The 13,585-nt window shown below is 75.4% G+C and carries 12 protein-coding genes; 8 read left to right on the forward strand and 4 right to left on the reverse strand.

Annotated features, from left to right (window positions below; translation table 11 throughout):
- From FA014_RS06110 to FA014_RS06135, 6 genes are all read left to right on the forward strand, one after another.
- Positions 1-1,313: GNAT family N-acetyltransferase (locus tag FA014_RS06110; RefSeq protein WP_328288176.1), on the forward strand; the 1,313-nt coding region annotated here is incomplete at its 5' end.
- A gap of 162 nt (positions 1,314-1,475) precedes the next feature.
- Complete coding sequence (locus tag FA014_RS06115; RefSeq protein ID WP_154728814.1) at positions 1,476-1,889, forward strand: pilus assembly protein CpaE; 414 nt, start codon at positions 1,476-1,478, stop codon at positions 1,887-1,889.
- A gap of 36 nt (positions 1,890-1,925) precedes the next feature.
- Entirely contained in the window at positions 1,926-2,222 is a 297-nt protein-coding gene (gene gatC, locus FA014_RS06120) for an Asp-tRNA(Asn)/Glu-tRNA(Gln) amidotransferase subunit GatC (RefSeq protein ID WP_147795987.1), read from the forward strand.
- 1 nt (position 2,223) lies between these two features.
- Positions 2,224-3,738 carry an Asp-tRNA(Asn)/Glu-tRNA(Gln) amidotransferase subunit GatA gene (gene gatA / locus FA014_RS06125; protein ID WP_154728815.1) on the forward strand — a complete coding sequence of 505 codons (1,515 nt, stop codon included), beginning with the start codon at positions 2,224-2,226 and terminating at the stop codon, positions 3,736-3,738.
- The gene (gene gatB / locus FA014_RS06130) at positions 3,735-5,243 is read left to right on the forward strand and encodes an Asp-tRNA(Asn)/Glu-tRNA(Gln) amidotransferase subunit GatB (RefSeq protein WP_154728816.1); all 1,509 of its coding nucleotides are present in this window, start codon (positions 3,735-3,737) and stop codon (positions 5,241-5,243) included. Before gatA ends, gatB begins: the two co-directional genes overlap by 4 nt.
- Before the next feature lie 152 nt (positions 5,244-5,395).
- Complete coding sequence (locus FA014_RS06135) at positions 5,396-5,941, forward strand: GNAT family N-acetyltransferase (RefSeq protein ID WP_154728817.1); 546 nt, start codon at positions 5,396-5,398, stop codon at positions 5,939-5,941.
- A 110-nt stretch (positions 5,942-6,051) separates the two neighbouring features.
- On the opposite strand, the gene FA014_RS06140 is transcribed toward FA014_RS06135, so the two are convergent.
- The 4 genes from FA014_RS06140 to FA014_RS06155 all read right to left on the reverse strand — a co-directional run bounded on the left by FA014_RS06140 (position 6,052) and on the right by FA014_RS06155 (position 10,500).
- Complete coding sequence (locus tag FA014_RS06140) at positions 6,052-6,615, reverse strand: DoxX family protein (protein ID WP_154728818.1); 564 nt, start codon at positions 6,613-6,615, stop codon at positions 6,052-6,054.
- A 414-nt stretch (positions 6,616-7,029) separates the two neighbouring features.
- Positions 7,030-7,596: a DoxX family protein gene (locus tag FA014_RS06145; protein WP_154728819.1), complete on the reverse strand. Its 567-nt coding sequence runs from the start codon at positions 7,594-7,596 to the stop codon at positions 7,030-7,032.
- 385 nt (positions 7,597-7,981) lie between these two features.
- On the reverse strand, positions 7,982-9,343 hold the full coding sequence (locus tag FA014_RS06150; protein ID WP_154728820.1) for a cryptochrome/photolyase family protein: 1,362 nt from the start codon (positions 9,341-9,343) through the stop codon (positions 7,982-7,984).
- A gap of 368 nt (positions 9,344-9,711) precedes the next feature.
- Positions 9,712-10,500 carry a MerR family transcriptional regulator gene (locus FA014_RS06155; protein ID WP_154728821.1) on the reverse strand — a complete coding sequence of 263 codons (789 nt, stop codon included), beginning with the start codon at positions 10,498-10,500 and terminating at the stop codon, positions 9,712-9,714.
- 338 nt (positions 10,501-10,838) lie between these two features.
- On the opposite strand from FA014_RS06155, the gene FA014_RS06160 reads away from it, so the two are divergent.
- Both FA014_RS06160 and ilvD read left to right on the forward strand, forming a co-directional pair.
- The gene (locus tag FA014_RS06160; protein ID WP_154728822.1) at positions 10,839-11,522 is read left to right on the forward strand and encodes a VOC family protein; all 684 of its coding nucleotides are present in this window, start codon (positions 10,839-10,841) and stop codon (positions 11,520-11,522) included.
- Positions 11,523-11,710: 188 nt separating this feature from the next.
- Positions 11,711-13,573 carry a dihydroxy-acid dehydratase gene (gene ilvD / locus FA014_RS06165; protein WP_154728823.1) on the forward strand — a complete coding sequence of 621 codons (1,863 nt, stop codon included), beginning with the start codon at positions 11,711-11,713 and terminating at the stop codon, positions 13,571-13,573.
- The last annotated feature ends 12 nt before the right edge of the window (positions 13,574-13,585 follow it).

Genomic DNA, 13,585 nt, shown 5'->3' on the forward strand with positions numbered 1-13,585 from the left:
GCCGACGCGGACGCCTCGTGACCGGCCCCGGGGGCACGGCCGGCACGGCCGACGCCGCCGCGGCGGCCCGGGCGGTGCGCGTCCGGCTCGCCCGCCCGGAGGAGCTCGAGGCCGTCGGCGCCCTGACCGCCGCGGCCTACCGCGCCGACGGCCTGCTGGAGGTCGACGACGAGTACGAGGTCGAGCTGCGCGACGCGGCCCGCCGTGCCCGCGAGGCCGTGCTGCTGGTCGCCACGTCCTCGACCGGCCCCGCCGACCCGGCCGAGGAGGTCGTCGGCACCCTGACCCTCGCGCCGTACGCGACGTCGTACGCCGAGATCGCCGAGCCCGGGGAGCTCGAGCTGCGGATGCTCGCCGTCGCCCCCGGCGCCCGCGGCCACGGCGTCGCCGCCCGCCTCGTGACGGCCGCGCTGCGCGAGGCGGTCGCCCGCCGCGCCCGCGCGGTGGTCCTGTCGACGCTCGCCGAGATGGCGTCCGCCCGCCGGCTCTACGAGCGGCTCGGCTTCGGCGCCGCCCCGGAGCGGGACTGGGGCCACGAGGGCGTGCACCTCCAGGCGCTCACCTGGACGCCGCCGGTCCCGCCCGGCGTCCTGGTCGAGGCCGCCACCTGGCGTCCGACGGCGACGCGGGACGTCGACGGCTGGCGGCTCGGCCTGTCCGGCGGGTTCACGCGCCGCGCGAACAGCGTGCTGCCGCTCGGCGTCCCCGAGGACCTCGGTGCCACCCTCGGCCGGGTCGAGGCCGTGTACGCCGCGGCCGGGCAGCCGCCGGTCGTCCGGGTGTGCTCGGCGGCGCCCGCCGGGCTCGCCGCGGCGCTCGCCGCGCGGGGCTACGCCGAGCGCGCCGTCACCGACGTGCTGGTCCGCGACCTGGTCGCCCTGCCGCCCGAGCGGGTCGCCGTGCCCGCGGACCTCCGGGTGGCCGTGGCCGACGCGCCCGACGCCGCCTGGCTGGCCGGCTGGCTCGGCGTGAAGGCCGCGGGCGGGGCCGTCGACGACGACACCGCGCGGGCCGTGGTCGCCGGGTCGCCGGCGCTGTACCTCACGGCCACGGACGCGCAGGGGGCGACCCTCGGCGTGCTGCGCGCCGCGCTGGAGGACGGCTGGACCGGGCTGTCCTGCCTGATGGTCGCGCCGGACGCCCGGCGCCGCGGGCTCGGCCGGCTGCTGACCCGCCTCGGGCTGCGAGCGGCGGCCGACCGCGGCGCGACCCGCGCGTTCCTCCAGGTCGAGGTCGCCAACGCGGGCGCCGCGGACCTGTACGCCGCCGAGGGCTTCCGCCCGGCGGAACGCTACGCGTACTGGGAGCGCTGACCCCGCGCCGGCCCGGCGCCCGCTCCGCGCCGGCACCGCGCCGAGCGTGCACTCGTCGCGGGGTTCCGCCCTCGTGAACCGCGCACCTCCCGCGGTCTCGGCGTCGGGACGCCCACGGCGCCCCGCCGAGCGCCCGGCGACCGCGCGGACGATACTGGCGCGATGATCGCCATCGAGCGCGCGGAGCTCCTGCAGGCCGCGGGGCTGCGCTGGACGCCGAGGTCCGGGGACCGGTTCGCCCTGCGCCAGCCGGCGCTGGCCGGCGAGGTCTTCACGATCAGCGAGATGACCATCGAGCCGCACGCCCACCCGAGCGGCACGGTGCTCGGGTTCAACGGCACCACCGAGTGGGCGCTCGACTCCGTCACCCAGGACGACGCGGTGTGGCTGCCCCGGGAGGACCAGCTGCGCGAGCTGCTCGGCGGCACCTTCCGCAGCCTGGCGCGGGCGCTCGACGGCTCGTACCTCGTGGTCGTCGAGCTGCCGGGTCAGCCGGAGCGCGCGTTCGCCGCGGAGGAGGCCGAGGACGCCTACGCGGACGCCGTGCTGGCACTGGTCTCGGCCGCGCGGGTCTGACCCGGCCGGGCACCGGTCGCGACTAGACTCGCGACCATGTCCTCCCTCTCTCGTGACGAGGTCGCGCGCGTCGCGGGCCTGGCGCGGATCGACCTGACCCCCGAGGAGCTCGACCGCCTCGCGGGCGAGCTCGACGTGATCGTCGAGTCGGTCGCCCGGGTCAGCGAGGTCGCCACGCCCGACGTGCCGGCCACCAGCCACCCGCTGCCGATGACCAACGTGTTCCGCCCGGACGTCCCCGAGCAGCCGCTGACGCAGGAGCAGGCGCTGTCCGGCGCCCCCGCGTCGGAGGACGGCAAGTTCCTCGTCCCGCAGATCCTCGGGGAGGAGTGAGATGACCGACCTGACCCGTCTCTCCGCCGCGGAGCTGGCCGACAGGCTGGCCGCGCGCGAGGTGACCAGCGTCGAGGTGACGCAGGCCCACCTGGACCGCATCGCCGCCGTCGAGCCCGCCGTGCACGCCTACCTGCACGTCTCGGCCCAGGAGGCGCTGGCCACGGCCGCCGACGTCGACGCGCGCCGTGCCGCCGGCGAGGAGCTGCACCCGCTCGCCGGCGTGCCGATCGCCGTCAAGGACGTCGTCGTCACGCAGGGCCTGCCGACCACGGCCGGCTCGAAGATCCTCGAGGGCTGGGTGCCGCCGTACGACGCGACCCTGGTCGAGCGGATCAAGGCAGCGGGCCTGCCGATCCTCGGCAAGACCAACATGGACGAGTTCGCCATGGGGTCCTCGACCGAGCACTCGGCCTACGGCAACACGCACAACCCGTGGGACCTGGACCGCATCCCCGGTGGCTCCGGCGGTGGCTCGGCCGCGGCCGTCGCGGCCTACGAGGCCCCGCTGGCCATCGGCACCGACACCGGCGGCTCGATCCGCCAGCCCGGCGCCGTGACCGGCACGGTCGGCGTGAAGCCGACCTACGGCTCGGTGTCCCGCTACGGCCTCATCGCCCTGGCGTCGTCGCTGGACCAGGCGGGCCCGGTCACGCGCACCGTGCTCGACTCGGCCCTGCTGCACGAGCTCATCGGCGGCCACGACCCCCGCGACTCCACGTCGATCCCGGAGCCGCTGCCCGGCCTGGTCGCCGCGGCCCGGCAGGGCGCGACCGGCGACCTCACCGGCGTGCGCGTGGGCGTCGTCCGCGAGCTGCAGGGCGAGGGCTACCAGCCCGGCGTGCTCGCGCGGTTCGAGGAGTCGCTGGAGCTGCTCCGCGGCGCCGGTGCGGAGATCGTCGAGGTCTCCTGCCCGCACTTCGAGTACGCCCTCGGCGCGTACTACCTGATCCTGCCGTCCGAGGCGTCCAGCAACCTGGCCAAGTTCGACGGCATGCGGTTCGGCCTGCGCGTCGAGCCGTCCGAGGGCCCCGTGACCGCCGAGCGCGTCATGGCCGCGACCCGCGGTGCCGGCTTCGGCGACGAGGTGAAGCGCCGGATCATCCTCGGCACCTACGCCCTGTCGGCCGGCTACTACGACGCCTACTACGGCTCGGCGCAGAAGGTCCGCACGCTCATCCAGCGCGACTTCGCGAACGCGTTCGAGCAGGCCGACGTGCTGGTCTCCCCGACGGCGCCGACCACGGCGTTCAAGCTCGGCGAGAAGCTCGACGACCCGCTGGCGATGTACCTCAACGACGTCGCCACCATCCCGGCGAACCTCGCCGGCGTGCCCGGCATGTCGCTGCCGAACGGCCTGTCGGACGACGGCCTGCCGGTCGGGTTCCAGGTGCTGGCCCCGGCCAAGGCCGACGACCGGCTGTACCGCGTGGGCGCCGCGCTCGAGGCGCTGCTGGAGAAGAACTGGGGCGGCCCGCTGCTGGCCAAGGCTCCCGAGCTGGAGGTGGGCGAGTGAGCACCCAGACCGTCGACCTGGTCGACTACGACGAGGCCGTGGCCCGGTTCGACCCGGTCATCGGCATCGAGGTGCACGTCGAGCTCGGCACCCGCACCAAGATGTTCGACGCCGCGCCGCAGACGTTCGGCGACGAGCCGAACACCGCGGTCACCCCGGTGTCGCTCGGCCTGCCGGGCGCGCTGCCCGCCGTCAACGGCACCGCCGTGGAGTACGCGATCCGGATCGGCCTCGCGCTGAACTGCACGATCGCGGAGTCCTGCCGGTTCGCCCGGAAGAACTACTTCTACCCGGACGTCCCGAAGAACTTCCAGACCTCGCAGTACGACGAGCCGATCGCGCACGACGGGTACCTCGACGTCGAGCTCGAGGACGGCACCGTGTTCCGCGTCGAGATCGAGCGCGCGCACATGGAGGAGGACGCCGGCAAGAACACCCACGTCGGTGGCGCCACCGGCCGCATCCAGGGCGCCGAGTACTCGCTGGTCGACTACAACCGCGCGGGGATCCCGCTGGTCGAGATCGTCACCAAGCCGATCACCGGTGCCGGCGAGCGCGCTCCCGAGGTCGCGCGGGCCTACGTGCAGACGCTCCGGGACATCTTCCGCGCCCTCGGGGTGTCGGAGGCCCGCATGGAGCGGGGCAACGTCCGCGCCGACGTCAACGTGTCGCTCCGCCCGACGCCGACCGCGCCCCTGGGCACCCGCACCGAGACGAAGAACGTGAACTCGTTCCGCTCGGTCGAGCGGTCGGTCCGGTACGAGATCAGCCGCCAGGCCGCGATCCTCGACGCCGCCGGCTCCGTCACCCAGGAGACCCGGCACTGGCACGAGGACACCGGCATCACCACGGCAGGCCGCGTGAAGTCCGACGCGGAGGACTACCGGTACTTCCCGGAGCCCGACCTGGTGCCGGTCGCCCCGTCCCGCGAGTGGGTCGAGGAGATCCGCGCCGGGCTGCCCGAGCTGCCCGCCGCCCGCCGCCGGCGGCTGCAGGGCGAGTGGGGCTACGCCGACGCCGAGATGCGCGACGTCGTCAACGCGGGCGCGATCGAGCTGATCGAGGCCACCGTGGCCGCGGGCTCGAGCCCGGCCGCCGCGCGCAAGTGGTGGATGGGCGAGCTCGCCCGCACCGCGAAGACGCAGGAGGTCGAGCTCGCCGAGCTGCCGATCACCCCCGCGCAGATCGGCCAGCTCCAGCAGCTCGTCGACGCCGGCCGGATCAACGACAAGCTGGCGCGCCAGGTGCTCGAGGGCGTGCTCGCGGGGGAGGGCGACCCGGAGGCGGTCGTCGTCGCGCGCGGGCTGGAGGTCGTGTCCGACGACGGCCCGCTGCTCGAGGCGATCGACGCGGCCCTGGCCGCCCAGCCGGACATCGCGGAGAAGATCCGCTCCGGCAACCTCGGCCCGGTCGGCGCCATCATCGGCTCGGTCATGAAGGCGACGCGCGGCCAGGCGGACGCCGGCCGCGTCCGCGAGCTGGTCCTGGAGCGCGTCCAGGCCTGAGCACCACCCACGGCGGCGCGGCACCCGGTCGGACCGGGGTCGCGCCGCCGTCGCGTGCGGGGCCGGTCCGCGCGCGGAACGCCCGCGACCGCGCGGCGAAACACGACGGTCACCCGCAGTGCCTAGGCTCGGGTCGACGAGGAGGCAGCCACATGGAGAAGCCCACGCTCGAGGGCGAGATGATCCGCCTGCGCCCCATCCGCGCCGACGACGCGCCGGCGATGTGGGACATGGTCAACGACCCCGAGGGGATGCGGACGACCGGCACCACCACGGTGTTCACCCGCGCGCAGATCGACGCCTGGTGCGCCACGGTCTCCGGGCTCGACGGCCGGATCGACCTCGCGATCACCGCGAACGGCTCCGACGAGTACCTCGGCGAGATCGTGCTGAACGACATCGACGAGGTGGTCGGGTCCACCAACCTGCGCCTGGTCATGCGGCCCGCCTACCGCGGCCGCGGGTACGGCACCGAGGCGATCGAGCTGGTGCTGGGCCTCGCCTTCGACGGGATCGGCCTGCACCGGGTCGGCCTGGACGTGCTGAGCATCAACGCCCGGGCGCACTCGCTGTACGAGAACATCGGCTTCCGCGTCGAGGGCCGGCGGCGGGACGCGTACCGCGACGGCGACGGCTGGTGCGACGGCATCGACATGGGGATGCTCGAGGACGAGTACCGGGCGCTCCGCGCGGGCTGACCCGGCGCGCGGGCCCGCACGCACGCCACGGGGCGCCGGTCCCCGGGAGGGTGGGGACCGGCGCCTCGCGCCTGCGGTGAGCGGACGGGCCGCTCAGGGGTGCTGCTCGATCAGATGAGCCAGCGGTTCTTCTGCACGACCGGCAGGCTCTTCCACCAGCGGCCGAGGCCCCAGGTGTCGCCGCCCGCGGTGAGGGCCACCAGCACGAGGACCAGCGCGTAGATGATGTGGTAGTCCATGACCGGGTTGGTCGAGCCCGAGATGAGCGGCCACTCGGCCAGCCACATCATCGCCATGATGAGCGAGCCGGCGCCGGCCGCCACCCGGGTGCCGATGCCGAGCATGACCGCCAGGCCGACGCCCAGCATGCCGAGCATGAACAGGACGTCCGAGACCGGGCTCGCGATGCCGTTGAAGAAGCCGGTCAGCGGGCCCTGGGCCGCGAACTGCAGGAAGCCCTGGCTCGGCGCGCCGCCGTGGATCCAGGCCGCGTCCGAGGCGGTCGAGTAGCCGAACCCGAACGTCTTGTCGAGGAACGCCCAGAGGAAGATGAACCCCGTCGAGAGACGGAGGGCGGCGAGCACGCGGCGGGCGGCCACCGAGGTGACGACGTCCTCCTGGGTCCGCGAGGTCGCGGGGGCCGCCTCGGTGCGGGGGGTGGTGATCGTGGTCATGGTCCGTGCCTTCGTCTGTCGATCCGGCGTCACCTTGTGATGACTTTCCCAATGTCCTCCCGCTGAGCGCCCTGCACCCCGGACGGAAGTCCCAACAGCCCCGCGTCGCGCTGCTGGAAAGCGGTTCGTGTCACCCGGATGACCGTCACCCGGGACCGAGGTCCCGGGCTGGACCCGGGCGCATCCGGGACCTCGGTCCCAGGGCAGGGGCAGGGGCCGGACCGGAAGGCGGGGCGCGGCCGCGGGCGTGGCGCAGCTGCTCTCGGCCGGGCACGACGAGGCGCCCGCCGCTGCCGGGCACAGTCGAGGCGCCGCTGCCGGGTACAAGTCGAGGCGCCCGCCCCCGGGAGGGGACGGGCGCCTCGTCGTGCAGCGGGCCGGCGGCGGTCTCCGTCCGCCGCCGGCCGCGCGTCCTCAGCGCAGCCAGCGCTGCGCCCGCACCACCGGCAGCTCCCGCCACATCCGGCCGAGCCCCCAGGTGTCGCCCGCGAGGCAGGCCGCGCAGGCGATCAGGGCCAGGGCGTAGATGATGTGGTAGTCCACCAGGGGGTTGGTCGAGCCCGCGGTGAGGGGCCACTCCGCCGCCCACATGAGCAGCATGATGAGCGAGCCGGACCACGCGGCGACGCGCAGGCCGATGCCGAGCATCACCGCGAGGCCCACGCCCAGCATGCCCAGCATGAACAGCACGTCGGTGGCCGGGCTGGCGATCGACTGGAACAGGCCCTTGAACGGGCCGACGACGGCCTCGGAGTTGAGGAAGCCCTGGCTCGGCGCGCCGCCGTTGATCCAGGCCCGCTCGGACGGGGTCGAGTAGCCGAGGCCGAACGTCTTGTCGACGAAGGCCCACAGGAAGATGAACCCGGTGGCGAGCCGGGTGGCGGCGAGCGCGCGGCGCGCGTTCAGCGAGGTGACGACGTCCTCCTGGGCCGGCAGCGGGGCCGGCGCGGCGGACGAGCGCGAGAGGGTGGGTGCGGACATGGCGACTGCCTCCGGATCACGACGTTGTGACGATGCGCCCAATGTCCCGCTGCGGCCCGTCGAGCGGAGGGGCCGAAGGTCCCGACTCGACCCGTTTCCTGGCCGCCCGGCCGGCCCGGACCCGGAACCCGGGACCTCCGTCCCCCTCGACGCGGGCCACGCCGCCGCGTCCCGGGGCGCCGCGGTCTCCCGGGTCCGCGCGGTCTCCTGCGACGCCGAGATCGGCCCTTCGCGCCGAGATCGGTGCCTGCACGCACCGATCTCGGGCGGGAGCACCGACCTCGGCGTCGCGGCTGGCGGACTGCGCGGCGGGGGGACGGCGGGGCCGGGGGACGGCCGGGCCCGGGGACGGCGGGCGGGGGACGGCGGAGGGCCTGGGTGGGGGTCAGCGGAGGGACTGGTACGCGCCGAGGGAGACAGCCCGCTCGTGCGCGTGGTCCACGATCCGCTCCGGGTAGTCCGGGGCGGCCGAGCGCGGGAGCTTCCACGGCTCGTGCACCGCCTTGCCGGGGATGTCGCGGAGCTCGGGCACCCAGCGCCGGACGTAGTGCCCGTGCGGGTCGAACTTCACGCCCTGGGTCACCGGGTTGAACACCCGGAAGTACGGCGCCGCGTCCCGGCCGGTGCCGGCGACCCACTGCCAGTTCATCTGGTTCTGCGGGATGTCGCCGTCCACCAGCCAGGCCATGAAGTGGTCCGCGCCGCGCTGCCAGCGCACGTGCAGGTCCTTGACCAGGAACGAGGCGACGGCCATCCGCACCCGGTTGTGCATCCAGCCCTCGCCGCGCAGCTGCCGCATCCCCGCGTCGACCAGCGGGTAGCCGGTGCGCCCCTCGGTCCAGGCCGCGAGGGCCGCCGCCTCGGCGGGCCCGTCCACCCAGGCGCTCTCGGGCACCACGGGCGTCAGCGACTCGTGCGCCGCCCGCGGGTGGTGGAACAGCACGTCGGCGTGGAAGTCCCGCCACGCGATCTGGCCGCGGAACGTGTCGGCGCCCTCCCCGCGGCGGCGGGACAGGTCGGCCAGGATCGTGCGCGGGTGGATCTCGCCCCACTTCAGCGGGACCGACAGCCGCGACGTGCTGTCGAGGTCGGGGCGGTCGCGCTCCGCGCGGTAGTGCGACAGCGGCCCGTCCAGCATCTCCGCCCACCGGGCGAGCGCGGCGGTCTCGCCGGCCTCCGGCAGCGCGAGGCCGCCGGGCACCGGGGCGTCCGGCACCGCGTCGGACCGGCCGCCGTCGAGGAACGTGACCACGCGGGCGGTCCCCGCCGCGTCCGGGGCGGGGGAGTGCCAGCCGTGCTCGGCCCAGGCCCGGCGGAACGGGGTGAACACCTGGTAGGGCGAGCCGGACCGGTTGCGGACCCGGCCCGGCGTCACGGCGTACGGCGAGCCGGTCCGGACCAGCGCACGCCCGTCCTCCTCCAGGGCCCACTCCACCTGGTCGTCCCGGCGGCGCCCGAACGGCTCGGTCGAGGCGGCGACGTGCACGGCCGCCGCGCCGACCTCGCGGGCCACCGCGGGCACCACCGCGCGCGGGTCGCCGCGGCGGACCAGCAGCCGGCCGCCGGTCTGCTCGTCGAGCGCCGCGAGGCTCCGGGTCAGGTACGCGCGACGCGGCGCCCCCGACGACGCCCACAGCCGCGGGTCGAGCACGTACAGCGCGAGCACGTCGCCCTGGGCGGCCGCCGCGTGCAGGGCGGGGTTGTCGCCGAGGCGCAGGTCGCGGCGGAACCAGTGGATCGCGGTCACCCGGCGACGGTAGCCAGGGGGACCGGGGGTCGCGAGCCGGCCAGGAGGCGGCGGCCGCGAGCCGGCCGAGGGGCGGTGGCCGCGAGCCGGGCAGGGGGCCGCGGCCGCGAGCCGTGCGGCCGCCGGGGTCCGCGGCGGGGGGCGCCTGGACCTGCGTCGAGGCACCACCGGCCCGGGCGATGAGCCGATGGTGCCTCGACTGGGGGTACCCGGTGACGGGTCGTCGTCGCCAGGTGACCGGAGCGGACCCCGGGCGGGAAGCCCGGTGGTCGCCCCGGGGGAGAGACGACCGGTGGTCCGTGCGCCCCAGCCTGCCCCTGCGCGGCGACCCGCGGTTGGGCCGTTGGTCCCGACCCTCGCGAGACGGATCAGCCGCCCGCGACCGCGTCCGCGTGCGCCTCGACCGCGTCGCGCAGGTAGACCGCGAGCCCGGCCGCCACGGCGTCGTACGTCGCGGCGAACCGCGGGTCGTCCACGTACATGGCGGCCAGGTTCCGGTACGCCTCCGCGTCCGGGGTCCAGAACAGGGCGACCCAGGCGTGGTGGCGCGCCACCAGGTCCCGGACCGCCGGGTCGCCCACGGGGGTGCCCGCCGCGAGGAGGGCGGCCAGCCCGGCGCTGACGGCCTCGCCCTCGCGCCGGTGCGCCTCCCGCTCGTCGGCGGACAGGTCCTCCCACGCCCGGGTGCTGCGGTCCACCGCCGCGTCGCCCCAGCGCTCGCGCGCCTCCGCCTCGTACCGGCGGTGGTCGAAGCCCTCGTACATCTCGTCAGCAGGCATGTCGGTGCCCCCTTCCAGGGACTCGATGGTGGCGGCGACGGTGCGGGCGAGCCGGTCGAGCCGGTCCCGCTCCGCGAGCAGCGCGGCGTGGTGCTCCCGCAACCGGTCGGCCTGGACGCGCTGCGGGTCCGCGCCGGGGAGCCGGCCACCCGCGTCGAGGATCTCCCCGATCGCCACCAGCCCGACCCCGAGCTCCCGGAGCACCAGCACCTGCTGCAGCCGCAGCAGCTCGGCGCGGCCGTACTCCCGCTGGCCGCCCGGAGCCGTGCCGGCGGGACGCAGCAGCCCGATCGCGTCGTAGTGCCGCAGCGTCCGCGACGTCACGCCGGACAGCCGCACCACCTCGGCGGTGGTCCACCGCTCGGTCGTGCCGGTCATGTCGCGCCCTTCGTCCGCCGACGGCGGTCCGTCCGCCGTCGCTGCTCGACGGTAGGCGTTGACGCCACGTCAACCGCAACTCCCTCGCGTCGCACTCGCCGACCCGGCCGCACGAGCCGCCCGAGGCGCCTTCTCCGCGCCGAGCCAGGACCGGTCCTCCGAGAGAGGACGCCGCAGGGCCCGGTCTCGGCGCGGAGGCCCTCTCTCGGCGACCGGAGTCAGTCGCCCGCGGGCGCTGAGCGGGTCGGCGGCCGCGAGCAGCGGGCGGGGTCGGCGGGCAGGAGCGGAGTTCGCGACCCGTGCGGGGCGTGTCGGTGGGAGGTGGGAGGGTCGTCGGCATGGACACCGCGGAGCAGCGAGTCATCGGTCCCGGCGCGGCCACCGAACGCGTCGACCCCCGGCACTGGCGGGTGCTGCTGGTCTGGCTGCAGGCCGCCTTCCGGGCCCCCGACCTCGCCACCGGCGCGGCCCTCGTCGCGCGGGTCGCCGCGGCCGCCGAGCGGCTCGGTGCCGTCCCGGACGTCACGCTGCGCCCCGACCACGTGCAGGTGCGCACCACCACCTGGTCCGTCCGCGGGCTGACCGAGGTGGACCTGGCGCTCGCGGAGGCGGTGTCGGCCGCCGCGGACGAGCTCGGGCTGGTCGGCGACCCGGCCCTGCTCACGTCGCAGGAGATCGCGATCGACGCGCTCGACATCCCGCGCGTCGCCCCGTTCTGGCGGGCGGTGCTCGGCTACGAGCCCGAGCCCGGCTCCGACCCCGACGACCCGGCGCTCGCCGACCCGGGCGCCCTCGGCCCGGGGTACTGGTTCCAGCAGATGGATGCCCCGCGCCCGCAGCGCAACCGGATCCACGTCGACGTCACCGTGCCGCACGACCAGGCCGAGGCCCGGGTCGCCGCGGCGCTCGCGGCCGGCGGCACCCTGCTGTCCGACCGGCGCGCGCCCGCGTTCTGGGTCCTGGCCGACCCCGAGGGCAACGAGGCCTGCGTGTGCACCTGGCAGGCCCGCGGGGACGGCTGACCGCGCCGGCGTCCGTCCGTGCCGGCGTCCGCCCGCGCGGGCAGGCGACGATGCCGGCGGCCGCCCGTGCCGTCTCGCTCCTCGGTCGATCACAGGACGGACGCCGGCCGCACCGTGACGTGCGCAGACGTACCGTGACCGGACGCCGCCGCCGCGGTGGCGCCCTGCTCGTCCGAAGGAGCCCCAGCGTGAGTCGTCCTCTGCGCTCTCGTACCTCGACCCACGGCCGCAACATGGCCGGCGCCCGCGCCCTCTGGCGCGCCACCGGCATGGGCTCCGAGGACTTCGGCAAGCCGATCATCGCGATCGCCAACTCGTACACCCAGTTCGTCCCGGGCCACGTGCACCTCAAGGACATGGGCGACCTCGTGGCCTCCGCGATCCAGGAGGCCGGCGGCGTCGCCAAGGAGTTCAACACCATCGCGGTCGACGACGGCATCGCGATGGGCCACGCCGGGATGCTCTACTCCCTGCCCAGCCGCGACCTGATCGCCGACTCGGTCGAGTACATGGTCCAGGCGCACTGCGCCGACGCCCTGGTGTGCATCTCCAACTGCGACAAGATCACGCCGGGCATGCTCAACGCGGCGCTGCGGCTGAACATCCCGGTGATCTTCGTGTCCGGCGGCCCGATGGAGGCCGGCAAGGCCGTCGTCGCCGACGGCGTCGCGAAGACGCACCTGAACCTGATCAACGCGATCAACTACTCGGCGGACGACAACGTCTCCGACCAGGCGCTGGCCACGGTCGAGGAGAACGCCTGCCCGACGTGCGGCTCGTGCTCCGGCATGTTCACCGCGAACTCGATGAACTGCCTGACCGAGGCGCTGGGCCTGTCGCTCCCGGGCAACGGCTCCACGCTGGCGACGCACAGCGCGCGCCGCGAGCTGTTCCTGGAGGCCGGCCGCACCATCGTCGACCTGGCCCGCCGGTACTACGACGACGAGGACGACACCGCGGCGCCCCGCGGCATCGCGACCCGCGCCGCGTTCGCGAACGCGATGGCCCTGGACGTCGCGATGGGTGGCTCGACCAACACCGTGCTGCACGTGCTGGCCGCGGCGCAGGAGGCGGAGGTCGACTTCACGCTCGAGGACATCGACGCGATCAGCCGCCGCGTGCCCTGCCTGGCCAAGGTCGCGCCGAACCACCCGGACTACCACATGGAGGACGTGCACCGGGCGGGCGGCATCCCCGCGCTGCTCGGCGAGCTCGACCGGGGCGGGCTGCTCGACCACGACGTGACCAGCGTCCACACCCCGACGCTGCGCGCCTGGCTGGACGACTGGGACGTCCGCGGCGGGAAGGCCACCGAGCGGGCCGTGGCGCTGTTCCACGCGGCCCCGGGCGGCGTCCGCACGACGCAGGCCTTCTCCACGTCGAACGTCTGGGAGTCGCTCGACACCGACGGCGCGTCGGGGTGCATCCGCGACGTCGCGCACGCCTACACCGTCGAGGGCGGCCTGGCCGTGCTGCGCGGCAACCTGGCCCAGGACGGCGCGATCATCAAGACCGCCGGCATCGACCCGGACGTGTTCCACTTCGTCGGCCGCGCGCTGGTGTGCGAGTCGCAGGACGAGGCCGTCGACAAGATCCTGCGCAAGGAGGTCGAGCCGGGTCACGTCGTGGTCGTGCGCTACGAGGGCCCGTCCGGCGGCCCCGGCATGCAGGAGATGCTCTACCCGACGTCGTTCATCAAGGGCCGCGGCCTCGGCAAGGTGTGCGCGCTGATCACCGACGGCCGGTTCTCCGGCGGGTCGAGCGGCATCTCGGTCGGCCACATCAGCCCCGAGGCAGCGGCCGGCGGCACGATCGGCCTGATCGAGGACGGCGACGAGATCGAGATCGACGTCGAGACCCGGCTCATCCGGGTCAACGTGCCCGACGAGGTGCTCGCGGACCGCCGCGCGAAGATGGAGGCCCGGGAGAACCCGTGGCAGCCGGTCGACCGCGACCGGTACGTCTCGCCCGCGCTCCAGGCGTACGCCGCGATGGCGACCAGCGCCGACCGCGGCGCCGTCCGCGACGTCAGCCGCCTGCGCCGCGGCTGACGCGGTCACGAG

It is taken from the genome of Cellulomonas hominis, from assembly GCF_005239125.1.
Lineage (GTDB): Bacteria > Actinomycetota > Actinomycetes > Actinomycetales > Cellulomonadaceae > Cellulomonas > Cellulomonas hominis_A.